This window comes from uncultured Ruegeria sp. (assembly GCF_947504215.1).
Classification (GTDB): Bacteria; Pseudomonadota; Alphaproteobacteria; order Rhodobacterales; family Rhodobacteraceae; genus Ruegeria.
On sequence record NZ_CANNGO010000009.1, the window covers coordinates 131,958 to 157,893 of the forward strand.

At 55.7% G+C, this 25,936-nt stretch carries 22 protein-coding genes; 9 read left to right on the plus strand and 13 right to left on the minus strand.

The features are described 5' to 3' along the window. Nucleotides 1-146 precede the first annotated feature (146 nt). The 8 genes from Q1B21_RS16160 to Q1B21_RS16195 all read right to left on the minus strand — a co-directional run bounded on the left by Q1B21_RS16160 (nt 147) and on the right by Q1B21_RS16195 (nt 11,231). Nucleotides 147-1,217 carry a DUF2793 domain-containing protein gene (locus tag Q1B21_RS16160; RefSeq protein ID WP_299890915.1) on the minus strand — a complete coding sequence of 357 codons (1,071 nt, stop codon included), beginning with the start codon at nt 1,215-1,217 and terminating at the stop codon, nt 147-149. 256 nt (nt 1,218-1,473) lie between these two features. Then, nucleotides 1,474-2,910 (minus strand): mannose-1-phosphate guanylyltransferase/mannose-6-phosphate isomerase, encoded by a 1,437-nt coding sequence (locus Q1B21_RS16165; RefSeq protein WP_299890917.1) that lies wholly within the window; start codon nt 2,908-2,910, stop codon nt 1,474-1,476. A 70-nt stretch (nt 2,911-2,980) separates the two neighbouring features. Beyond that, nucleotides 2,981-3,874 carry a UTP--glucose-1-phosphate uridylyltransferase GalU gene (gene galU, locus Q1B21_RS16170; RefSeq protein ID WP_298936302.1) on the minus strand — a complete coding sequence of 298 codons (894 nt, stop codon included), beginning with the start codon at nt 3,872-3,874 and terminating at the stop codon, nt 2,981-2,983. A gap of 292 nt (nt 3,875-4,166) precedes the next feature. Continuing rightward, on the minus strand, nt 4,167-5,972 hold the full coding sequence (locus Q1B21_RS16175; RefSeq protein WP_299890920.1) for an ABC transporter ATP-binding protein: 1,806 nt from the start codon (nt 5,970-5,972) through the stop codon (nt 4,167-4,169). Nucleotide 5,973: 1 nt separating this feature from the next. Further along, on the minus strand, nt 5,974-6,903 hold the full coding sequence (locus Q1B21_RS16180) for an ABC transporter permease subunit (RefSeq protein WP_298936304.1): 930 nt from the start codon (nt 6,901-6,903) through the stop codon (nt 5,974-5,976). A gap of 10 nt (nt 6,904-6,913) precedes the next feature. Continuing rightward, nucleotides 6,914-7,837, minus strand: coding sequence for an oligopeptide ABC transporter permease OppB (oppB, locus tag Q1B21_RS16185; RefSeq protein WP_298936305.1), 924 nt, complete (start codon nt 7,835-7,837; stop codon nt 6,914-6,916). A gap of 65 nt (nt 7,838-7,902) precedes the next feature. After that, nucleotides 7,903-9,531: a peptide ABC transporter substrate-binding protein gene (locus Q1B21_RS16190; RefSeq protein ID WP_299890922.1), complete on the minus strand. Its 1,629-nt coding sequence runs from the start codon at nt 9,529-9,531 to the stop codon at nt 7,903-7,905. Nucleotides 9,532-9,995: 464 nt separating this feature from the next. Next, nucleotides 9,996-11,231, minus strand: coding sequence for a lytic murein transglycosylase (locus tag Q1B21_RS16195; RefSeq protein ID WP_299890924.1), 1,236 nt, complete (start codon nt 11,229-11,231; stop codon nt 9,996-9,998). Nucleotides 11,232-11,414: 183 nt separating this feature from the next. Between Q1B21_RS16195 and Q1B21_RS16200 the strand changes: the two genes are divergently transcribed. The 6 genes from Q1B21_RS16200 to Q1B21_RS16225 are packed head-to-tail and all read left to right on the plus strand — an operon-like array spanning nt 11,415 to nt 17,949. After that, nucleotides 11,415-12,377, plus strand: a complete 963-nt coding sequence (locus Q1B21_RS16200; RefSeq protein WP_299890926.1) for a cytochrome ubiquinol oxidase subunit II — start codon at nt 11,415-11,417, stop codon at nt 12,375-12,377. After that, a complete protein-coding gene (locus Q1B21_RS16205; RefSeq protein WP_299890928.1) occupies nt 12,374-14,464 on the plus strand; it encodes a cbb3-type cytochrome c oxidase subunit I in 2,091 nt (696 codons plus the stop codon). Before Q1B21_RS16200 ends, Q1B21_RS16205 begins: the two co-directional genes overlap by 4 nt. Next, nucleotides 14,461-15,093, plus strand: a complete 633-nt coding sequence (locus Q1B21_RS16210; RefSeq protein WP_298936311.1) for a cytochrome c oxidase subunit 3 — start codon at nt 14,461-14,463, stop codon at nt 15,091-15,093. Before Q1B21_RS16205 ends, Q1B21_RS16210 begins: the two co-directional genes overlap by 4 nt. Next, nucleotides 15,086-15,412, plus strand: coding sequence for a cytochrome C oxidase subunit IV family protein (locus Q1B21_RS16215; RefSeq protein ID WP_298936312.1), 327 nt, complete (start codon nt 15,086-15,088; stop codon nt 15,410-15,412). The genes Q1B21_RS16210 and Q1B21_RS16215 overlap by 8 nt, the downstream gene beginning before the upstream one ends. 33 nt (nt 15,413-15,445) lie before the next feature. Continuing rightward, nucleotides 15,446-16,429, plus strand: coding sequence for an HlyD family secretion protein (locus tag Q1B21_RS16220; RefSeq protein ID WP_299890931.1), 984 nt, complete (start codon nt 15,446-15,448; stop codon nt 16,427-16,429). After that, nucleotides 16,426-17,949 carry a DHA2 family efflux MFS transporter permease subunit gene (locus Q1B21_RS16225; RefSeq protein WP_299890933.1) on the plus strand — a complete coding sequence of 508 codons (1,524 nt, stop codon included), beginning with the start codon at nt 16,426-16,428 and terminating at the stop codon, nt 17,947-17,949. Before Q1B21_RS16220 ends, Q1B21_RS16225 begins: the two co-directional genes overlap by 4 nt. Here the strand turns inward: Q1B21_RS16225 and crcB are convergent. Together crcB and Q1B21_RS16235 are read right to left on the minus strand one after the other, a co-directional pair. Beyond that, nucleotides 17,946-18,308: a fluoride efflux transporter CrcB gene (gene crcB, locus Q1B21_RS16230; protein WP_299890935.1), complete on the minus strand. Its 363-nt coding sequence runs from the start codon at nt 18,306-18,308 to the stop codon at nt 17,946-17,948. The genes Q1B21_RS16225 and crcB overlap by 4 nt on opposite strands. Further along, nucleotides 18,305-18,718, minus strand: a complete 414-nt coding sequence (locus Q1B21_RS16235) for a CrcB family protein (protein ID WP_299890937.1) — start codon at nt 18,716-18,718, stop codon at nt 18,305-18,307. The genes crcB and Q1B21_RS16235 overlap by 4 nt, the downstream gene beginning before the upstream one ends. Nucleotides 18,719-18,946: 228 nt before the next feature. On the opposite strand from Q1B21_RS16235, the gene Q1B21_RS16240 reads away from it, so the two are divergent. The 3 genes from Q1B21_RS16240 to Q1B21_RS16250 are packed head-to-tail and all read left to right on the plus strand — an operon-like array spanning nt 18,947 to nt 23,106. After that, complete coding sequence (locus Q1B21_RS16240; RefSeq protein WP_299890939.1) at nt 18,947-20,527, plus strand: FMN-binding glutamate synthase family protein; 1,581 nt, start codon at nt 18,947-18,949, stop codon at nt 20,525-20,527. A 60-nt stretch (nt 20,528-20,587) separates the two neighbouring features. Further along, nucleotides 20,588-21,127 (plus strand): sigma-70 family RNA polymerase sigma factor, encoded by a 540-nt coding sequence (locus tag Q1B21_RS16245; RefSeq protein WP_299890941.1) that lies wholly within the window; start codon nt 20,588-20,590, stop codon nt 21,125-21,127. Continuing rightward, nucleotides 21,124-23,106 (plus strand): VWA domain-containing protein, encoded by a 1,983-nt coding sequence (locus Q1B21_RS16250; RefSeq protein ID WP_299890942.1) that lies wholly within the window; start codon nt 21,124-21,126, stop codon nt 23,104-23,106. Before Q1B21_RS16245 ends, Q1B21_RS16250 begins: the two co-directional genes overlap by 4 nt. Before the next feature lie 39 nt (nt 23,107-23,145). Here Q1B21_RS16250 and Q1B21_RS16255 read toward each other — a convergent pair whose 3' ends face one another. From Q1B21_RS16255 to Q1B21_RS16265, 3 genes are read right to left on the minus strand one after another with little or no spacing between them, the layout of a single operon-like run. Further along, nucleotides 23,146-23,802, minus strand: coding sequence for an ABC-type transport auxiliary lipoprotein family protein (locus tag Q1B21_RS16255; protein ID WP_298936322.1), 657 nt, complete (start codon nt 23,800-23,802; stop codon nt 23,146-23,148). Continuing rightward, complete coding sequence (locus tag Q1B21_RS16260; RefSeq protein WP_299890944.1) at nt 23,799-25,115, minus strand: MlaD family protein; 1,317 nt, start codon at nt 25,113-25,115, stop codon at nt 23,799-23,801. The genes Q1B21_RS16255 and Q1B21_RS16260 overlap by 4 nt, the downstream gene beginning before the upstream one ends. A gap of 5 nt (nt 25,116-25,120) precedes the next feature. Further along, nucleotides 25,121-25,936 carry an ABC transporter ATP-binding protein gene (locus Q1B21_RS16265; RefSeq protein WP_298936324.1) on the minus strand — a complete coding sequence of 272 codons (816 nt, stop codon included), beginning with the start codon at nt 25,934-25,936 and terminating at the stop codon, nt 25,121-25,123.

A 25,936-nucleotide genomic window follows, 5' to 3' on the forward strand; every position in this document is an offset into this window, starting at 1 on the left:
CAGCATTACAACAAAACGCTATCTGAAGACGCACGAGTTTCACGTTCTCCAGTGCCGCGCAACCAGTGCTGGGTGTTTTGGATAAGGCGGCGGAAGCTCTTTGCAAGCAGTGACTGCCCGGACATAAGATCCGGGCGAGCAACGCTTCAATACCAGCGGCCAATTGCGATGGCGGAAGGTCGGTGTGTTGCCGCATCGGAAACTGCAGAAAGAACCTGGTAATTTGCATGCGAACTGGACGATTCATCAAATCCCATGAATCGGCTCATTGCTCCACCGCTGCCGCTAACCATCGGAGCGGATGAGAACGCTGCAGGAAAGGTCCAGCTCTCAGAATTACTTGAGAAAAGCGCGCCCTCAGCGGTGGTACAGCTGACAGCGTTCAAAGTAGCTGTGCAGACTTGTGTGCCGTCTGCAAAGCGAACGTAATCGCCATCTGATGTGCTGCCGCGTTCGATCACGGCTCCTGTAGGTGTGCCCGAACTTTCTGAAACGGATCCCAACAGATTGCCCGGCCCATAGCCGTAATCGGCCCGCATCAATCGCCCTGTTGTGGTGTCGTCGGCACTGGCCTGAACAGCTGCACCGCTTGGGATACCGGTCGTCGGATCAAATGCCAGGGCTTCGGTCCAGCTACCGCCATCAGGGGACACTTTGATAGAGAATCCTGTGCTTCCCGACAAACCCATCTCAGCGTGGCCTGTCCAGTTTGATTGGAATAGCAGTGATGCCGTGTCACCCGCACTGGCCTTATTGATCTTTAGCTGATGCCCACCACCTTCGTGGCTTAGCAGGGTTGCCGGACTGCGTACTGACAGACGATTGGCACTATCATAGCTAGTGGCAACGCCGACTCCGTTCAGATTTTGGGCTGCTACGGGCGGCGTGATCCATCCTGTGCCGTCCCAAACCTTCACCATGTTGCTTGCAAGATCCCAGGCGCGCCACCCGGTGTTTGGCGTCACGAAATACCAGGCGTTGTCCAGCCACGCTGCAAGCTCACCGCCGTGACCTGCCCAATCCCCGGTTGGAGCAGCTGCCAGGGCGTGGATCTCGCCTTGTTCAGGGACGGCTGGCGGGTTTGATGCGTTGGTCGCCAGGACGGTCAGTTGTACAGTCAGGTCCAGCTGACGCAGCGCCTCATTATGGGTGACGTGTTTCTGCGCTTGTGATGGTTGCAAAAAAGGCAGGCTCAATCGCGGTGAAATCTGAGACACGGGCGTCCTCCTGTGGCTGTCGGTCCGACATTACTGTTGCTCGCCAACTTGCCGTCATGCGCGTAAATCCTGTATGACCGGGCCGAACGCCCAGAAAATGTTTTGATAACTCTGGATTTCCAGATCGGAAACAATTCCGACTAGAGATCAGCTTCGTCCCCACGCGGAATGGTCATCTGCACACGCAAGTGATTCTGTTGAGGCTGGATTCCCAGGAAGATCGGAGGGCAATACGCCGTCTACGCGACCGCAGATCTCAGCGCCGGGCGTAGATGTCTTCGTACCGAATTATGTCATCCTCACCCAGGTAGCTGCCAGTTTGAACTTCGATCAGCACCATGGGAACTTTGCCTGGGTTTTCCATTCGGTGAACCGCGCCCAAAGGAATGTAGACCGATTGGTTTTCGGAGAGGAGCTGAACGTCATCGTCGATAGTGATCTTCGCGGTGCCTTCCACAACAATCCAATGTTCAGACCGATGGTGATGGGATTGCAGGCTGAGCGCTGCCCCGGGGTGAACATGGATGCGCTTGACTTGGAACCTGTCGCCAACCACCAGGCTTTCGAACCACCCCCAGGGGCGATGATCAACCGGCAGCAACTCTGCCTGTTTCGCACCTTTGGCTTTCAATGCCGACACAGCCAGTTTGACGTCTTGCGACCTGTCCATGCTGGCGACCAAAACAGCGTCCGGCATGGCGACCGCCACTATGTTTTCCAAACCCAGTGCCACAACTTCTTGTGAAGGAGACTCGGATCGGATCAGAACGTTATTGCAGTCGATTGTGGTCACTTCGCCGGTTGTGGCAACGCCGTCGTCATCGGGATGGGTCAGTTCCTGTACAGCCGTCCAGCTGCCCACATCCGACCAACCCGCAGCATAAGGAACAACGCTGAGGTTCGATGCCTTTTCCATGACGGCATAGTCGATCGAGATATCGTCAACGTTCGACCATGCCGCGGCATCTAACCGCAGAAAACCCAAATCCGTTTGGGCATCTGCTACGGCTTGTTTCACAGGCTCAATCAGGGCCGTGGCATGCTGCTCAAAAGCCGCGATGATGTCGCGCACAGCAAACAGGAAAATACCTGAATTCCAAAGGTAGCTGCCATCCGCCAGCATAGTGCTGGCATTGTCCAGATCAGGCTTTTCGACGAAGCGATCCAGGGGCACCGCGACGCCTGATGCATCCGGTGCGTGGCTGAGTTTCAGGTAACCATAACCCGTTTCCGGACGATCCGGAGTGATACCAAAGGTAACAAGGTCGCCGCGATCCTTGATGACCCGTACACCTTCATCAACGGCGCGATGGAACGCAGGTTTGTCAGGCACAACGTGGTCAGAAGGTGCCACCAGCATGACGGCGTCCGGGTCAGTCGATTCCAGATATAAGGCTGCCGCCAAAACAGCCGGAGCGGTGTTGCGCCCTTCGGGCTCGATGAGGATCGGCCCGGGGTCCACGCTGACTGCTGTAAGCTGCTCAGGCACAACAAAACGAAACGCTTCGTTGGTTAAGATCAAAGGCTTGGCATAAGGTGCCTTCTTAGGCCCCCGCATCCGTTCAGCACAATCCTGCAGCAGGCTTGTCTCACCAATCAGCGATACAAACTGTTTGGGATAGCTTTTCCGGGACAGGGGCCACAAACGGGTCCCTGACCCACCGCACAGAATGACGGGATAGACAGAATTCATAATTTGGTGCCTTTGAACTGCTATTGCCAAACGGTATCGCTTTAATTGCAGTCAAGGGAAAGGCCTGCGATTACTGTGCCGCTTTCCCCGTGGCAACGATGTCATGCAGATATTCGCTTAGATCGCCGCTCAGGTCATCACGTGCCAACGCAAAGGCCACTGTGGCTTGCAAGAACCCTGATTTCGAGCCGCAGTCAAACCGTTGACCTTTGAATTTGTACCCAAAAACCGGCACGCCATTAATAATGTCTTCAGCAATCGCGTCGGTCAGCTGAATTTCTCCGCCGCTACCTGCTTTCAGTTTGTTCAAATTGTACAAGACCGAGGGGCCAAGAACGTAGCGTCCGATCACGGCAAGGTTGGACGGGGCTTCTTCGGGCTTTGGCTTTTCGATCATCCCTTTGGCCCGGACAACGGTCCCAACGTTTGAGCCTACATCCAGAACACCATAAGAGCTGGTTTTTTCGGGCGGGACTTCCATTGCTGCAACCATGTTGCCACCGGTTTCTTCGTAGGCTTCAATCATCTGTTGTAGGCAGGGCTTATCTGCCGCGATCACATCGTCTGGTAGCATCACAGCAAAGGGTTCGTCCCCAATCAAGCGGCGGGCGCACCACACGGCATGACCCAGACCCAGCGCCTTGTGCTGACGAATATAGGCAATCGCTCCACTTTCCATGTTGGTCGCATTCAGTGTCTCAAGCAGTTCGTCTTTGCCCTTTGCCTTCAACTCCTGTTCCAAAACAAGATTGTGGTCAAAATAATCCTCAAGCGCGGATTTCCCGCGCGAAGTGACAAAAATGAATTCCTTGATCCCTGCAGCACGCGCTTCATCGATGGCATATTGCACCAAGGGACGGTCGACCAGGGTCATGATCTCTTTTGGGACAGATTTGGTTGCAGGCAAAAACCGCGTGCCCAGCCCTGCTACGGGAAAAATCGCTTTGGTGACCTTGCGTGCCATGGTGCCTCTCGAATTCAAATTAGCCGGAAGATTTGAACCCCTCCGGAATGCCCTCATAAGCTTTGAGGTCAGATCAATCAATCATACCCGGAAAACCGGGCGCCAATCAGTCAAATCGTGCCACCTTGGGCAGGCGGAGTCAAAATGAACCAACAGTTTGGCTTAAATGATGCGCCCATGTTTGCCGAATGCTGGAGATCATTGAGCGAGACACGCGAGTGTTTGCACACAAGGCGGGGTCATTGGCGGGGGTACTCCCCGAAGCCAAAAAAGCTGGCCCCGGGGCAGGTGATCAGGCTTTTGCCATGATGACGTCCAGCGAATCGTGTTCTGCCACGAAATGATCCGGAGCAACCTCGCTAAGCTTTGGGACGTAGTCTGTTTCACCGGCGGAAAGTCGGCTGGGTAGAAACCGCAACGCGGCCTTCGGATCCATGGGTGAGGGCAATTCGCCCGGCAGCTTCAGCCGCGTGCGGCTGCGTTCCACATCTGGGTCTGGGATTGGAACAGCCGATATCAGCGACTTGGTGTAGGGATGGACGGGTTCGGAACAGACCACCTCTCCATCGCCCAACTCGACGATCCGGCCCAAATAAAGAACCATGATCCGGTTCGAAATAGCTCGCACAACAGACAAGTCATGACTGATGAAGATCATCGACAGCCCGAACTCTTGCTGCAATTCGCGCAGCAATGCTACGATCTGGGCCTGAATCGAGACGTCCAGGGCAGAGACTGCTTCGTCGCAGATGATCAGTTTGGGCTTGTTGATCATCGCCCGGGCAATGCCGACCCGCTGGTTTTGACCACCGGACAGCTCATGCGGGTACCGGTTGATCATGTTGGCCTTCAAACCAACACGCTCCATCATCTCTGCGACCATCTCTTTGCGTTCCCGTTCAGTCAGGTCGGGGCGATAAGTTTTTAGCGGCTCGGCAATCGATGCCGAAATCGTCATCCGCGGATCGAGACTGGCAAGCGGATCCTGGAACACGATCTGCAAGTCCTTGCGGTACTTGTTCAACTCGGCCCGTCTCAATCCCACGATCGGATGACCCAACCAACTTACGTTGCCTGCGCTGGGTTCGATCAGCTGTAAAACAGCCCGTGCCAAAGTGGATTTCCCGCAGCCGGACTCGCCAACAACACCCAGTGTTTCGCCTTTGCGAATGTCAAAGCTGACACCGTCAACCGCCTTGAGTGGAACCTTGTGCCCAAACAGTCCACCTGAGACGTGGATTGGGAAGTGAACCTTGACGTCGTCAACCTTAAGCATTGGTTCTTCGACATTGGCCAGGGCTTTAGGCGCATCTCCCGCGTCGATCCGAGGCATCGCCTCAAGCAGGGTCCGGGTGTAGTCATGTTTTGGTGCCTGGAAGATTTCGCGCGTGTCGCCAGCTTCGACAAACTCACCCAAACGCATCACCTGAATGCGATCACACATGCGTGCCACAACGCCCATATCATGTGTGATCAGGGCAATCGCGGTACCTTCGTCCTTCTGCAGCCGAACCATCAGGTCCAGAATGTCCGCCTGTACGGTGACATCAAGCGCTGTCGTAGGTTCATCGGCGATCAGCAGTTTTGGATTGCACAGCATCGACATGGCAATCATGACGCGCTGGCGCATTCCGCCGGACAATTCGTGTGGATACTGATCCAGTCGCCGCTTGGCTTCCGGGATACGGACGCGATCCAGCCAGTCCAGACAACGCGCGCGCGCCGCTGCGCCTTGCATACCTTCATGAACCTGCAACACTTCTCGCATTTGTTGACCAATCCGCAGATGCGGAGTCAGTGCTGTCAGTGGATCCTGAAAGATCATGCCCACATCATCACCGCGGATCTGGTTCAGCTTGTTGATGGGCAGGTTCAGAATTTCCTCACCATTCAGCAGCGCTGACCCAGTCGCACGACCAGCCGGCGGCAGCAGGCCCATGGCTGCCATGAACGTTTGGCTTTTGCCTGACCCGCTTTCACCGACGATGCCCAGACATTCACCTGGATTGATGTCAAAGCTGATATTTTTGACAGCCTCGACAACACCATCGGCGGTGTCGAATTTGACGCTCAGGTCCTTTACAGAAAACAGTGACATATCAGCGATCCTTTGGGTCCAGAGCATCACGCAATCCATCCCCGATGAAGAACATCGTGATGATAATGGCGACGTAGAATGTCAGCGGGTACATCAGTTGCCACAGAGTGCCGTATCCCATGGTTCCGGCCCCTTCGGCGATCAGACGCCCCAGCGACGTATAAGGTTCCGAAATCCCAAGACCGAGGAATGAGATGAAGCTTTCGGTGAGGATCATTTCGGGCACCAGCAGCGAGGCGTACACGATTACCACTCCCAGAAGATTGGGCAGGATATGGCGGTACATGATGGTGAACTCGCTGACACCCGCCGCGCGGGCGGCCTCGATAAACTCGCGGTTCTTCAGGGTCAGAGTTTGCCCCCTTACAATTCGCGCCATGGTCAGCCAACCCACGGCCCCAAGGGCAATGAACAACATAAAGAACGACCGACCCGCCACAACCAGCAGCAAAATGATGATAAGTGTGGCTGGGATAGCCAACAGAATGTCGACAAAGCGCATCATCGCACCATCAACGCGACCACCGATGTAACCTGCGGCGATGCCATAGCAAGTGCCGACGATCAGTGCCGTTGCAGCCCCGATCAGACCCACCAACAGAGATGTGGTCGTCGCCTGGATGACCCGGCTATACAGGTCGCGCCCCAGATCATCGACGCCAAAATAGTGTCCGGTTTCGAGCGAGGGCATGCCCATACCGCGCACGTCCCCCATAACGTTCCAGTCGATTTCTTCGTTGTCCCAAACGGCGAAATAGGGACCGATGATCGTGAACAGGACGATCAGGCCCAGAATAAAGACACTCGCCATTGCGGCTTTGTTGCGGACGAACCGCATGCGCGCGTCCTGCCAGAGTGAACGCCCCTGAACGACCGTGAAATCGGTGATTTCTTCGGCCAGATGGGCGGCTTTTTGTGATTTTCCAAGCATTGCCAGCCCCTCAGTAGCGGATTTTCGGATCGAACCAGGCATAAGCCAGGTCGGTCAGCAGGTTCACGACGACAGTCAACGCGCCATACAGGATCGTGACGCCCAACAGCACCGCATAGTCTCGCGATAGGGCCGAGCCGACATAGGCCTGACCCAGACCACCGGTTGAGAAATAGATGTCGACGAAAACTGAACCGGTCAGCACGTAGACAAAGACCGGTCCCAGATAGGACACCACCGGCAACAACGTGGGTTTCAGCGCATGGCGCCAGATTACGGTTCTGGTCGGCAGGCCCTTGGCGCGGGCGGTGCGAATGAAGTTCGAATTCAAAACCTCCAACATCGAAGACCGGGTGATCCGTGCTATGGATCCCATGTAAGATGTCGCCAATGCGATCACCGGCATGATCAGGTACTGCCACTGCCCTCCATTCCAGCCACCACCTGGCAGCCATCCCAGCCACAAAGTGAAGGTCAGGATCAGGATTGGACCCATGATAAAGTTTGGCAGCGCTTGCGCCGCAATCCCCAGACCCACGGCGAAATAGTCGATCCAGCTGTTGTGTTTTATGGCTGCAGCGATGCCGAGGCTGACGCCCACGGCGGTCGCGACGAGAAACGACAATGACCCGTAGGTCAGAGAGATTGGAAAGCCCTGTGCGATGATGTCATTCACGTCCCGGTCCTTGAACTTAAAAGACGGGCCGAAATCGAAATGCACGACGATGTTGTACAGATAATCCCAAAGCTGCTTCCACAGCGGTTGGTCCAACCCGTATCGCGCCTCGATATTGGCCAAAACTGCGGGTGGCAGAGGCCGTTCCGAGGTAAAGGGCCCACCAGGCGCAAAGTGCATCAGAAAGAAACAAGCGACGATCAGCAATAGAATCGTCGGAATGGCAACCAGCAGTCGCCGCAAACTATAGGCAAGCATTTCATGCCCCCATTATTGGCGCTGCCCCGGAAAGTGTTCCGGGGCAGAGCGTGATCAAAGGATGATTATTCGGCGAGCTTGTACAGGTTCTTCGAGTACCAGTTCTGCTCGACATTGTTCACCGGCCAGTTCCCGACATCGCTGTCCATCATGTAGACACCAGCATAGTGGTAGATCGGGATCACTGGGGTTTCCTGAGCGATGATACGCTCGACCTCGGTGTACAGGGGCGCCGGATCGTCTGACGTTTTGGCCTCGGCCAGCAGCTCGTCAACGCGGGCATTGGCGAATTTCCCGTCATTGTAGCCAGAATCGGACTGCAAGAGATCCAGGAAGGTCGAGGCTTCGTTGTAGTCGCCACACCATGCGCCACGGGCAAGATCAAAGTTCTGGTTGCCGCGCTCTTCCAGGAACACTTTCCATTCCATATTGGCGAGTTCCGCCTGGACACCCAGCTTCTGCTTCCACATCTGGCTCAGCGCCACGGCGACTTTCTTGTGGTTCTCTGCCGTGTTGTAGACCATTTCGAAGCTCAACGGATTGTCGGGGCCGTAGCCCGCCTCGGCCAACAGTTCTTTAGCGAGCTCATCCCGCTCGGCCTGGCTCATTGATGCCATTTCAACTGCTGGCACGGTAAACCCAGCGGTCGCTTCCGGGGCGAAAGTGTAAGCTTGAGGCTGGCCGCCGGCCAATACTTTCTCAGTGATAATTTTCCGGTCTACAGCGAGGGAAAGCGCCTGACGAACGTTCGGATCTTTGAAAGCTTCGGGGCCGCCATCAGACACGTTAAACGTGTAGTAGTAGTTACAAAGCCGCGGGAAACTGATGGCCTCTACAGGGTGTTCTTGCTTAAGACGCGGATACTGACCTGCGGGAATCTCAGTGCGATCAAGCTCACCTGCCAGATAACGGGTTAGGGCAACGTTTTCATCATTGATGACCAGCGACACAACCGTATCGATGATTGTGTTGTCGTTGTCCCAGTACATCTCGTTGCGTTCACGGACTGAACGTTCCTGCGGTAAATGCTCGGTCAGAACATAAGCACCGTTCGAGACAATGTTTTCTGGCTTGGTCCATGCGTCACCAAACTCTTCGATGACTTTCTGCGGGGCGGGGAATGTAGTCGAATGCGTGGTCATTTGCGGGAAGTAAGGCAAAGGGGCACTAAGGGTGACCTCTAGCGTCTTGTCGTCTATGGCTTTGACGCCCAGTTCATCAACGGGTGTCTCACCCGCGATGATTGATGCGGCGTTTTCGATCGACATCAGCTCCATGAACCATGCGTAGGGTGACGACAATGCGGGATCGACAGCGCGTTTCCAAGCATAGACGAAATCGCCTGCGGTAACAGGATCGCCGTTGGACCATTTGGCGTCGTCCCGCAGCGCAAATGTATAAACATCTTTTGATTCATTCGTTGTGTAGCCCGTGGAAACGCCAGGGACCAGATTTCCGTCTTCGTCCTGATTCATTAGACCTTCAAACAGGTCGCGAACAATCTCGGCACCTGACACATCTTCGACAACCTGAGGATCGACCGAGCTGTGTTCATCCAGAATTCGATAAGTGAAGGTCTGATCATCTGCCAGCGCCTCGCCCGTTTCCGGGTGGGTGCCAGCTGCAAATGCAGCGCCTGTCATAAAGGTTGAGGTCAAAAGACCAGCCAGCGACGTTCGGATAACTTTGTTCATGATTTTTCTCCCATTTTTGGAGCCAGATAGCCGCCACCCGCAGGGATGACATCCGGCAACCGGTTTTGTCCGACATGGGCCGGGATACAGTCTTGATTGAATTTGGCTTTGCCAAGTCGCAATGAGCACTGCGTCGCGGCCTTCCATTTGCTGTCAGGAACGTAACTGCGAAAGCTTTCTTTCACTGCGCGGAAACGTGACATTTTTTTAGTAAAGGTAAAAGCCTTGGTGTGGAGGTTGATCAACCGAAGGCTGAAAATTTCGGTTTCGCCGGGCAGCTCTGAAACTTTGTGATCAATCAGCGCCTTGCTTTGACACATCTGTTAAAGGTGAGCTGTCAGGGCTGCTTCGGGCATCGAAATTTCCCATGCGCCAACGGTCATGTGGCGTCCGAAATCTAGCGAATCACCGGTAGAAGCTGGGGTAGGGCGGTCCGAAAGCCGGTAGATAGTTTCCCACAGATGTCAGGGAACCAATGTGGTCTTCATCTTCTTTTCGGGAAAGCACGTGGGTTTGCGACCGGTCGCCTCTTGCCAGCGCCCGACGGATCGGCGGGTTTTGAAACCCGGCAAACCATCTGCGCCTCCGACGTCGTGCCCCTGCCGCTCCAGGGCTTTCTGCATCCTGGCAACATCGGATCGATAGAGCCCACCGACTTGCCCCCATGCGCCGCGGAAATCGCCGACGCCATATTGAATCCGGTCACCCACGTGGCCGACGAACAACGCATAGAGGTCGCTCTTGTTGTATTCCTTGAGCACATAAAAATTAGGGGTAACCAGAAAGGCTGGTCCGTTGCGCCCTGCAGGCATCATCAGATACCCCTCTCCGGCTCGCTCATGTGCGGGAAAGGCCTTGCCCGAGACACGCGTAACGCCCATTACTTCCCAGTCGCGAATAAGGCGCCCCTGATCCGGTCCTTCCAATGCACATGAGACGGCCTGAGGGACTGTGACTTCGAACCCCCAATCGCGCCCCGCGACCCAGCCGTGTTGTGCCAGATAATTGGCGATTGAGGCGATCGTGTCGTCTTGGGATTCCCAAATGTCAGCGCGCCCGTCGCCATTGCCGTCTGCGGCGAATGCCAGAAAGCTTGAGGGCATGAATTGCGGCTGCCCCAGCGCACCCGCCCAGCTGCTTTTCATCGCGCGGCCTTCTATGTGACCAGCATCAGCTATCTGAAGCGCGGCAATCAATTCTTCAGTGAAATACTCTGCACGCGTGCTCATGAAGCCCTTGGTGGCGAGGACCCGAAAGGCGTCGTGACGGATAGGGACCTGGCCATAACCGCTTTCTCGTCCCCAGATCGCCAATATGATGCGGGCTGGGACGCCGGTTTTGGCTTCGGCGCGCGCAAGCGCTGTAGCGTGGCGGTTCGCCATTTTCCGTCCCATCGAAGTGGCGCCCTGAACTGAGCCCGCGTTGAAATACTTCCCGGGTGAGCCAAACTCGGCCTGTCTTTGTGTTTTGGGCGTTTTGGCCTTGCTGCCAGGTGCTACAAGATCCGGCAGATCCCAGTTCAGTGAGACCCCGGAAAAGGCCTGTGTCATCGTGTGCCGCGACACGCCTTGTGCGCGCGCTTGCGGCCAGATTGTGTCTTGTAGCCAGGATTGAAACTGCCGCTCAACAGCTGCGCGGTCCTGGGCCAAGGCGCTGTGGGCCAACAGTGCAAGACCGACTGAAAAAAGAAGCGTGCGCATGCCTGCAATATGTGTCGCGGCCACGGCACTAAGTCAACGGGAAGGTGAATCCTCTGATGCTAAGGTAGGGATTCCTGGTGGGAATACTGAAGTTTGACAACCGATGGTCAGGAAAAGCCTTGAGAAAATAGCAGTCTCTGCCGATAGTTGTACCAAGTTGAGTGCAGGAGAGGACTGTCAGTCATGGCCACCACCAAAACGTCCCCTGCACCAGTTCCCATACTGTTGGCCCTTGCGTTTTTGGTGATCTCGGCACAGATGGCCGCGGCGAGTGATAGTTTTATGGATCCGCAAGGGCCAATCGCAGCTGCGCAAAGAACCCATATGTTGCGGGCGACCGTTTTGATTCTGGTCGCGGTCGTCCCTGTGCTGGTTCTGGTGCCATTAATTGCGCTGCGGTATCGCCGCCGTAAGGGTGGTAACGCATCCTATACTCCCAATTGGGATTTCTCGGCCAAGCTTGAATTTCTGATGTGGGGTGTGCCTGTACTTATCGTGATCATTCTGTCCGTTTCTTTGTGGAAATCCACGCATCGGCTGGATCCCTACGCCGCTTCGTTTGGCGAGGAACCCGCGCTGAAGGTTCAGGTTGTTGGTTTGGATTGGAAATGGCTGTTCATTTATCCCGATCTGGGTATCGCAAGCGTGGGTGAGCTGGGAATTCCGGTCAAGCAGCAAGTTGCTGTGACACTGACAACGGATACGGTCATGCAGTCCTTCATGATCCCGGCGCTGGCCGGTCAGATTTACGCCATGCCGGGAATGACGACGCAGTTGCATCTGGTGGCGGATAGGCCAAAACAGATGCAAGGCGAAAACACGCAGTATAATGGCCGCGGGTTTACTAAGCAGAAATTTGAAACACTTGCCATGCAACCAGATGATTTCAGTGCATGGGTAGAGGAAGTTCGAAAGAACGGCATAGTACTTGATCAACAGACGTATCAGATACTGTCGATGCGAACGGACCGGGATGAGGTTCAAAAAGCGCTTGGGACCGCCCAGATGCCGGATAACGCTTTGTACTTCAATCTCGAAGACGGCGATCTGTTCCACTCAATCCTGCACCGATATCACAGCGGAGAGCCGCTCTCGGTGGATCAACAACCTGGAACCGTCGAATATGGGCAGGAGGCAAGCCAATGACAGCGACTGAGTCTGGGTTCTTTGGCCGTCTGAACTGGGATGCATTGCCCATTGTTGGTCTGATTCAAGACCCCAACGCAAATGAGATCGTCGCCAATACCGCCGCTGGCATCGTGCTTGTTGGTGTTGTTGCGGTGGTCAGCCTGCTCACGTGGTTTCGATTGTGGGGTCCGCTCTGGCGCGATTGGCTCACCAGTGCTGACCACAAAAAAATTGGAATTATGTACATCGTGTTTGCGATCGTGATGCTTGCGCGCGGGGTACTCGAAGGTGTCGTGATGCGCGCCCAGCAGGCCGCCGGTCCAGGAGATGGGTTTCTGGAGGCTGAACACTTTGCGGAACTGTTCAGTACCCACGGCACGATCATGATATTCTTTGTCGCGGTTCCTTTTGTTTTTGGCATCGCGAACTTTGTGGTTCCGCTGATGATCGGCGCGCGGGACGTTGCCTTTCCGGTTTTGAACCAGATCAGTCTTGGCCTTACAGTTTCCGCTGGTATGATGCTTATGGTATCGCTGGTGGTCGGAGAATTCTCGACTGGGGGCTGGACCGCTTATCCGCCCTACACCGGCGCTGCGTTTAATCCCGGTGTCGGTCCGGATTACTGGATTTGGGCAATTGTGGTTTCAGGCGTCGGTACGACGCTGACGGGGCTTAACTTTGCGGTGACCATCTACAAGCTGCGCGCACCGGGGATGAAGTTCATGCGGCTGCCGATGTATTGCTGGACGATCATCTGCAGTTCGATCCTGCTTATCTTTGCGATGCCGCCTCTGGGCGTCGCGGCGCTGTTACTGGCGGCAGACAGGTACTTGGATTTCCATTTTTTCACCAACGACCTTGGTGGCAACATGATGAATTACGCCAACCTGTTCTGGTTGTTTGGTCACCCCGAAGTGTATCTGCTGGTCCTGCCCGCCTACGGTATCTATTCCGAGATCTTTGCGACCTTCTCGGCCAAGCGGCTTTATGGTTACAACTCATTGGTCATCGCGACTATGTCGATTGCGATCATGTCCTTCACGGTCTGGCTGCACCATTTTTTTACGATGGGTCAAAGCGCGCTGATCAACGCGGTGTTTGGAATTGCCACTATGCTGATTGCCATCCCGACTGGCGTAAAAGTCTATGATTGGATGGCAACGCTATGGCGTGGGCGAATTCGTTTCACGGTTCCGATGCTTTACGGGTTGGCGTTTCTGATGCTTTTCGTCATTGGTGGGCTTAGCGGCGTGATCCTGGCCAATCCAACCGTCGACTATCAGGTTCACAACACCCTGTTTCTTGTCGCCCATTTCCACAATGTGCTGCTTCCGGGTGTTCTGTTCGGATTGCTGGCGGCTTACAACTACTGGTTCCCCAAGGCATTCGGTTTCCGCCTGAATGAGTTCTGGGGCCGTGTGACCGTTGCACTTTGGACTGTTGGTTTCATGCTGACTTTCCTGCCGCTGTACTTTGTAGGCCTGATGGGCATGCCGCGCCGGTCCTTCAGTTGGGAAGACCCCAGCTTTCATCCCTACATGATCGTCGCCGTGATCGGAGCATTGGTCATCCTGGCGGCGCTGCTTTCGGTACTGGTTCAGCTTTGGGTTAGCATCCGCGACCGGGATAAGACTACAGCGCCCGTTGGCGATCCGTGGGACGGGCGCACGTTGGAATGGTCTATTCCGTCCCCACCGCCACCTTACAACTTTGCAATCATTCCGCAGGTCACTGATCGCGATGACTTTGCGGCCGCCAAAGAACAGGCCAGGGCCTATCCAAAACCCGAAGCCTACGAGGATATCGAGATGCCGCGGAACACGGGCATCGGTTTCATCCTTTGCGTTCTTAGCGGCATCTGGATGTTTGCATTGGTCTGGTGGATCTGGTGGCTGGCCATATTGATAACGGCGCTGATTGTCTTGGCCATCATTGTCTGGAGCTTTGATACCAACACCGAACTTGTGATCCCGGCCGAAGAGGTTCGCAAAGAGCATGAGGCTTGGTTGGATCTGGTTCATGCCTCGGCCGCTGTGAACCGTGACCACGAAACCGCACCCGAGAACCGCGGCCTTGCCCGCCCTGATCTGGAGGCGGTGACATGAAGCGCGCACCCACTCACAGCTATCCTGGCATTAATCTGGGCCGTCGCCACGCCAGCGCCGATAAAGCCGCCGAGGTGGTGACTTTTGGTTTCTGGGTCTTTTTGATGAGCGATCTGGTCTATTTCGGCCTGATGTTCGCCATCTACATCACAATGATTGATGCGCAGGCGGGCGGTCCCGGCCCGCATGAACTGTTCGACCTGAAAAGCGTGTTTGCACAAACGCTGATCCTGCTGACAAGCAGCCTGACGGTTGGTCTTGCCATGTTGGCGTTGAAATACAACCTGCCAAGATCGCGCATCGTCCTGTGGTTTGGCGTCACATTGCTGCTTGGCCTTAGTTTTCTGGCGCTGGAAATCCGAGATTTCATGGCCATGGCGGAAAAAGGTGGCATCCCTCAACGTAGTGGCTTTCTTTCGGCCTTCTTCGGATTGGTGCCGCTACATGGGCTGCATGTAGCGGCAGGATGCCTATGGCTGATTGTGCTCGGCATTCAGTTGCGTGTGATGGGCATGACCGATCTGGTCATCTCGCGCGTGGTTCGGTTGGCACTGTTCTGGCACTTCTTGGACCTGATCTGGATCGGCATCATCACGATCGTGTATTTCGGAGGGCTGACCTATGGATAACCGGACCGAAATGCACCGGCGCGAACGGCGGCGCTATGTCATTGGATATGGCGGTTCGCTTCTACTGACACTGCTCATGTTTGGCGTCGCCTATCAGTATGGCATCGAAACGGTGGGGGTCTACCTGACCATTGGCCTACTGGGCCTCGCCCAATTGATCGTGCAGCTCGTCTATTTTCTGCATATCGACCGGCGTCGCAGCAGCCGGGAAGATTTGGACCTGATCCTGTTTTCGACACTTGTCCTGCTGATCATCATCCTCGGGACAATCTGGATCTTGGGCAATCTGTCGATCCGCATGCATATGGACATGATGTAAAAACTCCGCGTCATGAGACGGAAGGAAGCGCGCTTGAAATCCCTCAAATCTGTTGCTGTTGTTGTCATGCTGGGTGCCATCACCGTTGGGCTGGTGCTGTATTGGCGTTACGACGAAAGATACCCGTCGACCAAAGACGCATATATCGGTGCCAATATCATTTATGTGGCGGCACAGGTGACAGGGCAGGTGGCAGACGTGCATGTCGTCGAAAACCAGCCGATCAAGACTGGTGATCTCTTGTTCTCGATAGATGACACGCAATTCAAGGCCTCGGTGGATCAGGCCAAGGCGGATCTGGACAGTTCGGTACAACAGGCCAAATCCTACTCAACGCAAATCACAGCCGCCGAGGCATCGGTCGCAAGTGCGCAATCCGCATATGAGACGGCGGATAAAAGCCTGGAACGCGCCAAGGCGTTGCACGCCAGCGGAGATTTGGCACAAGCCTCGCTGGATCAGACAACTTCGGCATTTGCGCAGGCGTCGGCGCGGTTGACCACCAGCCAATCCAGTCTGTTGGCATTACAGAGCGGCTTGGCGGCGAAGCAGGATGACATACTGTCTTCGCAAGCGCAGCTTGAGTTCGCCAAAGCCAACCAGGCATGGACCAAGGTGTTTGCAACAGCTGATGGTTGGATTGCCAATCTGAGTCTGCGCCCCGGATCATCCGTGTCTGCCAACGCGCCTCAGTTTTCGATCGTTGAATCAACGGATTGGTGGGTGGATGCCAATTTCAAGGAAACCTCGCTGCCCCGTATTCGTCCCGGTCAACCCGTGACGGTTCACGTCGACATGTTGCCGGGCGTGGCTCTGACGGGCAAAGTCGCATCCATCGGTAGGGGATCGGGCGACACCTTTTCCCTGCTGCCATCCGAGAATTCCAGTGGAAACTGGGTCAAAGTAACCCGGCGCTTCCCAGTGAGGATCGATCTTGATCCGACCGAAGCCCCATTGCGTGTTGGCGGCAGCAGTAAGGTTATTGTCGACACAACGGGGTCTTCGGACAGAAAATGACGCCGTCCGCGACCAGCGCCATCAATAAGGTGATCGTGGTGGCCGTCGTGCTCAGCGCCGTACTCGAAGTATTGGACAGCACGATCGTCAATGTGGCGTTGCCGCATATACAGGCGGCTTTTGGTGCGACGTCTGATCAGGCAACATGGATCTTAACCAGCTATATCGTCTCGGCCGTCGTTGTGATGCCGCTGACCGGTTTTGTGGCACGGCGCGTTGGACGTCGTCGTTTGATCCTGACAGCGGTCACCGGGTTTGCAGTGATGTCGATCATGTGTGGCCTGTCCTGGAGTCTTGAGACCATTGTGGTGTTCAGGCTGGCGCAAGGCATGTTTGGTGCCTTCCTAATCCCTCTGTCACAATCCATCCTGTTTGACGCCTTCCCGCGTGAGAAACGCGGCCAGGCCATGGCGGTGTTTGGTCTCGGAGTTGTCGTGGCCCCGGTGCTCGGGCCGACCGTGGGTGCGATCCTGACTGAGTATTTCACATGGCGGATGGTTTTTTTCGTCAATCTACCCGTCGCAGCGATGGCATTGCTTCTACTGGCCGGAGAGCTCCCGGATGACGAAACCGAAGAGATTAAGATCGATTGGAAGGGTTTGGCGCTGCTGGCGCTTGGCATTGGCTGCCTGCAGTTTGTTCTCGACCAGGGAGAGACCAAGGATTGGCTATCGTCGCGGGTTATACAAGTCGCAGCGGTTGCATCGCTTCTCGGTGCCTTGGGTTTCATTGCCCACGGCCTGACGGCCAAGACTTCGGTCGTAGACCTTCGCCTCTTCGCCGATCGCAACTTTGCGTTGTGCAACCTGATCATTGCCGGTTTTGCTATCTCTCTGTTTGGCGGCATCGCCATCTTGCCGACCTTTGTGCAAAACCTTTTGGACTACCCTGTTATCGTCTCGGGCCATCTGTTCATTCCCCGCGGTATAGCAGCGGGGCTTTCGATGGTTCTGACTGGGGCTGTTCTGGTCACCCGGTTTGACCCACGCGTCTTGGCTGGTGTCGGGTTGCTGTTAACAGCCCTCGGGAACTTCATGCTGGGCGCGCTCAACATGAATGCAGGGTTTTGGCAACTTGCCTGGCCGGGGGCAGTCAGCGGGCTGGGCATGGGGTTGGTGTTTGTGCCAATGTCGATACTGGCGTTCGAGAGCATCAGCCAAACCCGGCAGGATGAAGCTTCGGGTTTGTTCAATGTCACCCGTCAGCTGGGATCGTCAATCGGGATATCCTTGGTCGGCACATGGGTGGTCCGGGGCTTGCAAACCAATACCGCAGTACTGAGCCAGAATGTGACACCCTACAACCCGGCGGCTCAGGCCTATCTGCAGCCCCTGGGTCTGACCCCCGATAGCGCCGAGGGCGCGGCAATCCTAGGCCAGGAAATTGCGCGTCAGGCAGAGCTTATTTCGTATCTGACAGTGTTCAACAATCTGGGTCTGTTGGCGTTTGCTACGATACCCCTGCTGTTCTTCTGCCGCGCATCGAAACCGGGCACCCAGCCTACGGTGCATGCCCATTAACGCATTATGATAAGGCCTAACCACAGCGCAAACCAACACAGGATCAAACTGATCAGGATGTTTCCTGCGGCCAGTGCAATCGTGCGTTCCCGGCGCAGCTCAAGGGATTGGTAAGCAAAGCTGGAGAACGTCGTGAAGCCACCGCAAAATCCAAAGACCAGCCGTTTTTCTTCTTCGCCCATCGAGACCGGCCCACCCAGATAGCCAATCCAAAGGCCCAGAAGTAGGCTGCCAAGCACATTAACGATTAGGGTAGACAACGGCAGATCATGACTGATCCGCAAAGCCAGCCAATGCCGCAATACTGCGCCCAGGCCACCGCCCAAACCAAACATTGCGTGAAGAAACAGGTCTGTCATCCAGGGCGGCTTTCTGAATCAAAACGTCGCCCCAGAGCCTCGCCCAAAATGGCGGCAGCAAGGCCAAAGAAAATCTCCAGCCCTGCGGCGGCAGGGATCGTCCAGATGTTGGTGGTTGCCAGTCTTTCAAGCTCGGCTACGAAGGACGAGAGTGTCGACAACCCCCCGCAAAACCCCACCCCACCCAAATGCAGAACATGGGCATGGACCCGATGGCGTATTGAGTACAGCCAGCCCAGAATGAAACACGCAGCAACATTGATGCCAAAAGTTGCGGTCAGAAACGATGCCCCGAGGATTTCTAACGAAAACGCCTCGCGGAGCAAGGACCCGAGCGCGCCCCCGGCAAAGACGGCCAGAAACATCAGGATCCGGCTGTTGGTCGCTGCTGGGGGTTCAGTCTTTGCCAAGCGTGTGGCCTCGTTCCGTGATCTGTTCCGCATACAGTTTGCCCGGGATCGGATCAACAGCTGCTGAACCAGATAACCCGTTTTCTGCCACACCCGAAAGGGCAACCGGTTTTACCAAACGCTTGCAATTCAACGCATAACTGTTCCACGTTGGATTTGTTGCTGTGAGTTCAGCATCTCCAATCCATTAAGGCCACGCCTTTTAGGCGCCACCCAGGGAGTTCAGGAATGATTATACGCAGGCTCTATTATTTTCTGAGTTATGTGTGTCTGCCACTGGTGGCAATTTGGGGGTTTTACTGGCCTCCTGCCCATTGGTTGCTGCTTTTCCTTGTGCCGTATGCGGTGGTTGGCCTCTACGACATGCTGACGACCAAACACAACGTCCTGAACAATTATCCGGTTTTGGGGCATTTCCGCTATATGCTGGAGTTTGTCAGCCCGGAAATCCGTCAATACTTCGTGGAAACCAACGAAAGCGGCCGGCCCTATAACCGTATCATCCGCGGTCTGGTCTATTCGCGTGCCAAAGGCCAGGTGGATACACAAGCCTTCGGCACTCAATACGACATCATGACCGTCGGGTATCACCGCGCCAGCCACTCGATGGCACCAAAGGACGTCCCGAAAAGCGAAGAACGCGTCACGCTAGGCGGGCCGCAATGCGACAAGCCGTACAGCGCATCGCGCCTGAACGTTTCGGCGATGAGCTTTGGAGCACTGAGCGCAAATGCCATCCGCGCCCTGAATGGCGGCGCCAAAGATGGGGGGTTTGCCCACAACACGGGTGAGGGTGGGTTGTCGCCGCATCATCTAGCCGAGGGTGGGGACATTATCTGGCAGATCGGGACCGGCTATTTTGGCTGCCGTACACCCGAGGGTGGTTTTGACAAAGATGCCTTTGCCGAAAAGGCCAAGAAGGATGTGGTTAAGGCGATCGAGATCAAGCTGTCGCAAGGTGCAAAGCCCTCACATGGCGGCGTACTGCCAGCCGCGAAGGTCGACAAGGAAATTGCCGAAATCAGAGGCGTGCCAGAGCATCAGGACGTCATCTCGCCACCCATACACTCAGCCTTTGACGGCCCAACGGGTCTGATGAACTTTGTTCAGCATTTGCGAGAGATGTCCGGGGGGAAGCCCATCGGGTTCAAACTGTGCATCGGCAATCGGTCCGAGTTTCTGGCGATCTGTAAGGCCATGCTTGAGACGGGTATTCTGCCCGATTTCATCACCGTTGATGGGGCCGAAGGCGGCACAGGCGCTGCCCCGGTTGAATTTACCAATCGGCTGGGGATGCCGCTGAACGAGGCGCTGATTTTTGTGAACAACAGCCTGCGAGGCGTCGGCCTGCGCGACAAGATCCGGATCATCTGTTCCGGCAAGGTTGCCACCGGGTATGACATGATCGAAAAATGCGCGCTGGGGGCCGATATGTGCAACGCTGCGCGCGCCATGATGTTTGCGGTGGGCTGCATTCAGGCTTTGCATTGCAACACAAACCGCTGCCCGTCAGGTGTGGCAACCCAAGATCCAATCCGGGGTCGCGCCGTGAATGTGCCGCAAAAGCGCCAGCGGGTGCATCGTTTTCATGACGCCACGCTGGAAAGCTTCCGAGAGCTGTTGGGCGCGATGGGCAAAGCGAAAGTCTCAGACCTTCAACCGGGTGATATTCGACGGCGCACGGCAGATGAACGCGAACGTTCTTATGCCGAGCTTTATTCGTTCATCGAGGATGGGGCATTGTTGACCGATGTGGTCCCTGAGGAGTTCGCAGCGGATTGGAAACGCGCCTCTGCCGAACGTTTTTAGTTATTTTTCTGAGATCGCCAAGGATTGACCTTTTCCATCCGTCTTACAAACGTGATGCGGATGAAAACTTCGGACGAAGATCTGGCCTTGGCGGCTGCTGGTGGCGATGCGGATGCGTTTGCCACGCTTTTGGCGCGGCATTACGACCGGGTGTTTCGCCTGGCGTTCCGGTTGACCGGGCGCGCGGAGCGGGCCGAGGATCTGACGCAGGACATTTGCGCAGCACTCCCGGTTAAAATCGCCGGGTTCCGAGCTCAGGCGAGATTCACCACCTGGCTTTATCGCGTCGTCGTCAACGCCGCAGAAGACGCCCGCCGCCGCCATGCCAGCCGTGACCGTGCCGCCGCCGGGTGGGGGGACGTCGAACGCCTGCGCCGGGCCGAGGCAGCAGAAACGGCCGAGGCAATGGACTGGTTACACCATGCAATGCGGTCCTTGCCTGACGAACTGCAAGACACGTTGGCCCTGACACTCGACGAAGAAATGACCCATGCGGACGCGGCAGACATTCTGGGCATCTCGGAAGGAACAGTGTCGTGGCGGATGTCCGAGATACGCAAACGCTTGCGAGCCATGCGACAAGAGGAGCTGGCGCAATGACTGACGAATTTGACGATCTGAAAACTTTGATGGATGCAGCGACGCCAGCACCCGATGCCCGTCGCCGTGCAGAAAATCTGGAATTGGCACAGGAAAATTTTATGCGTGCCCAAGGATCGCGTGCCGGGATGCGTCCCACTGTTAAGCGAGGCTTGATGGTCCGCATGACAGAAGGAGCAAAATCCATGTTGAATACCCTCTCACATCGCGGTGTGTTGACCGCAACCACTGCAATCGCAGCCGTGGCTTTGGTTATGATCGTGCCGCAGACGCGGGACTATGTGGTTGATCCAACCACGTGGACCGAAAGCCGGGGCGCGTTGCCAAAACCGGAAACTTCAAAGACGGATGATGAAGCCGACGTTTTAGCCAGCCTGCTCGGTGAAAGCGCAGAAGAGTCGGTTGCTGAAACTCAGCCGGTGACCGAAACAGAGCCCGCCATTGCACCCGCTGCAACGCCATCCCCTGGCGTTCAGTTTTCGAAGGATGCCGGCCGTTTCGGCATCGCCGGAGGTGCCCTGAATGGGACCGAAACCTCGACGTCGATCGCACCCTTGCCTGAGGATGACCGATTTGTATCAAACCCAAATACGGAATCCTTTTCCAACTCTGACACAAACTCGCTGAAAATCACTGCTGACGAGCCGGTTTCGACCTTCTCGATCGACGTTGATACCGCGTCTTACTCGATTGTCCGGTCTTCGCTGATGAACGGTTATCTGCCACCCAAGGATGCAGTGCGGGTGGAAGAAATGGTGAACTATTTCCCGTACGCCTATCCCGCTCCTGATCGAGACACGCCCTTCCGGTCAACGATCACCGTGTCTCCGACGCCTTGGAATGAAGGTACACAGCTTGTCCATATCGGAATTCAGGGCGCATTGCCTGAGATCGAAGATCGTCCACCGCTCAACCTTGTGTTCCTGATTGATACATCCGGGTCCATGCAGGACGCCAACAAACTGCCGTTGCTCAAGCAATCTTTCCGCCTGCTGCTGTCCGAACTGCGGCCAGAGGATCAGGTGTCTATCGTAACCTATGCAGGCAGCGCCGGGCAGGTCCTTGAACCAACGGCAGCTTCTGAGCGCACGAAGATCCTGAACGCACTTGAGCAGCTGGAGGCAGGCGGGTCGACCGCCGGGCAGGCAGGGTTGCAGCAAGCCTATCAGGTCGCTGAAGGTATGGCTGAGGAAGGCGATGTTACGCGCGTGGTCCTTGCCACGGATGGGGATTTCAACGTTGGTCTGTCCGATCCAGACGCGTTGAAGAATTTCATCGCAAGCAAACGCGACAGCGGCACTTTCCTAAGCGTTCTGGGCTTTGGTCGGGGCAATCTGGATGACGCGACGATGCAGGCGCTGGCCCAGAACGGAAACGGGCAGGCGGCCTATGTCGACACGCTTAATGAGGCACGCAAGGTGCTGGTGGACCAGTTGACAGGTGCGTTGTTCCCAATTGCCAACGACGTGAAGATTCAAGTGGAATTCAACCCGGCACAGATCGCCGAATACCGTTTGATCGGGTATGAAACCCGCGCCCTGCGACGCGAGGATTTCTCGAATGATCAGGTCGATGCGGGCGATATTGGCGCGCGTCACAGTGTGACCGCCATTTATGAGGTCACTCCGGTTGGGTCAGATGCCATTCGCAATAGCTCTTTGCGATACGCCTCGGATCCGGAACCATCGGGGTCTGATGAGATCGGATACTTTAAGCTGCGCTACAAGACACCCGGAGCTGGAGATAGCCAGTTGATCCAACAACCGATCTTGCCTGCTCAGGCCCCGGCGAATGATGACGTCAAATTTTCGTATGCGATTGCCGGGTTCGGCCAGCTGCTGCGCGGGGGTAGCTATCTGGGTGACTGGTCGTACGAAGATGCAATAGCACTGGCGAATACGGCCAAGGGTGAGGATCCGTTTGGATACCGGGTCGAGGCCATCACACTGATGCGTCTGGCCGAAGCCCTTTCCCGTTAAATCGGGTGGCGGGTCGCGGTGCAGTGACCCGCTGCACACTCAGTTTACGGATGCACGTGGGTTGTTGGCTGCATGAGAATTGATCTTGCGAACGCTCCATTCCACGGCATCTCGCATGGTTCTTCCCAACGCAACGTCGAAGGCATTGACCAGATCCGGGGTCGCGTCACTTTCTGACACCACGTTTTCCTGAAACGAGCTTGATGCGATGATTTTGTCTTCAAACTCGTCGACGATCTTAATGTTCATACGCACTTCAACACGTACGGTTTTTGCCTCTTCAGTCTCGGAAACCACAACGCCCTGAAACTCGCGCAGGTCGGGCACTATGACGTAATCCGCGCGCAGTCCAACGGTCGAGCGCCCGACGGCGGCCACTTTGCCAGAGTTTTCGTAGCTTTCAACCATCAGCGCCTGAACGATGAGCGGAGCCCGGTCAACCCAACGGGCGCGAGGCAAATACTGCACCTGCAGTGGGGTCGGCTGAACTGCAATCTGATCCGTGTTCACCGCAGCCGTTGCGGTTGGTTCTTGGACCACAATCTGTTTTTGCACTTTCGGCAGCGACGAAGAAAAAGTGCTTTTGGGGGTCAACAGATACAGATCATTCGGTTTGGCGGCTTGCTGCAATGTTCCCAAACCGGCGCATCCACCAAGCGTCGCTATCATCAGGGTCAGAACAAAAGGCCTAATCATTGACGAAACTCCGATGCTTGGGTGCCCAGAAGGAAACGTGCTGGGTCACGTTCGATCTTGTCTACAAGACGATCAAGGCTGATGACCAGTCGCTGAGATTCTTCGACGAACCGTACGAATTGAGGCAGGCCCACACGTAGAAAATCTGATACCTGTCGGCGGTTGGTCTGGACAATGCCATCAATTGTTCCCAGCAACTCCGACGCGGAATTTGAGGCGCTGAGAATGTCGTCTGAAATCTTGTCGATCTTGTCCGTGATGTTCGACACGGTTTCTGTGACCTGATTTGCCGCCTTGCGGATGTCTTCCGCGACGGGGGCCACGTTTTCATCCATCACCCGGTTTGCCGAGTCGAATGCGCGTTCAGCCGATGCAAGCGTGCTTTTCGCCGTGTCCATCGCCGAGGTGATCGACCCCAGCGTCTTGTTCGCATTCAGCACGGTTTCGGTGACAACCTCCAGCGTCACACTGCCTTCGTCCGACAGGCGTGTCAGGCGTTCAGCCAGCTGCGAGCCACGTTCGATAAAGGGCCGGATGTCTTCCTGAAGGACCCGGTCCGCCGTCGTTAAAGTGGTCTTTGCCTCATCGAGGGCCAGCTTGGCTGAATCCGACGCCGTTTTAACAGACTTGAGAGTATCTGTACCTGTTTTTAGTGTTGTTTCCGCTGTGTCGATCAACGGATCCAAGCGCTTTGAAAACTCACCGATATCTTTGGCGACCTGGCCAACATCGCTAGCCACAGACTCGAAGCTGGTCAGCGTTTTATCCAGTTTCCCGGTGGCAGAGGATAGGTTGTCCAGAATGCTGCTGACGGCTTCACGGTTCTTGTCATCAACCACCTTGTTAAGGCTTTCCAGCAAAGTTACCGCCTCGTCCAGAACTTTTGGCGCACCTTCAAACAAGGATTGGATCGTACTGCGTTTGCTTTTGATCACGCTGTTCTGTGCCAATCGCTCTGCGGTTGCGGATCCTCCGGTAAGTTCGACGTAACCGACGCCTGTGACGCCAAGGGACTGTAGCTGCGCTATTGTCTCCGAGGTGATGGGGATATCTGCATCCACTTCGATCCGAACCCGAACTTTGGATGGGTCGTCGTTGTCCAGATTAAGCGAGATCACCTGCCCGACCGGTAGGCCGTTGTAGTTAACGCCTCCGGCGGCCGACAAACCAGAGACATTGTCGAACAACACATCATAGTAAGCGTATTGGCGGGTAACCTCGAATTTGGCGAGCCACAGGAAAAAGCCGAACGCGCCCAGAATCCCCGCAAGGGTGAACGCTCCGATCAGAATATAGTTTGCTCGGGTTTCCATCGCCTCTACCTGTCCTGCCCCTTCTGTTGTGCCGCGCGGGCACGGGGGCCTGTGAAGTACTCTTTCACCCAAGGATGGTCGACCTTGGTCATGTCTTCTATCGGACCTTCGACCAGCACGCGCTTTTCTGCAAGCACCGCGATACGGTCACAGATAGCGTAAAGACTGTCCAGATCGTGAGTTACCATAAAAACCGTCAGTCCAAGCGCCTGCTGCAATTCGCCAATCAGGTCATCATAGGCGGCGGCACCAATCGGGTCCAAGCCGGCCGTAGGTTCGTCCAAAAACACAATTTCCGGGTCCAAAGCCAGCGCGCGCGCCAAAGCGGCACGTTTACGCATACCGCCCGACAGTTCGGACGGAAACTTGCCGCAGCTTAATTGTGGCAAGCCAACGAGGCTGATTTTGAGCGCTCCAAGCGCCTCCATCAGGCTTTCGCTAATGCCGGTGTGTTCGCGCAGGGGAGCCATGACGTTTTGCAAAACCGTCAATGACGAGAACAACGCGCCGTCCTGAAAGGCAACGCCCCAATGCCGTTCGATCCTACGTCGGTCTTCTTCCGGCCCGTTTAGAACGTCTACCCCCAAGACCTCAATACTGCCTGCCGCAGGTTTGTTCAGCCCTACAATCGTGCGCAACAGAACAGACTTACCAGTGCCCGAACCGCCGACAATACCCAAAACCTCGCCCCGCCAAACATCGAGGTTCAGATCGTCATGTACCACTTGCGGACCGAACTGATTTCGCAGGCCCCGGACGCGGATCACGGCATCACGTTGAGCGTCTGACTTCGTTTCCTGCTGTTGAACCGTGCCGTCCAT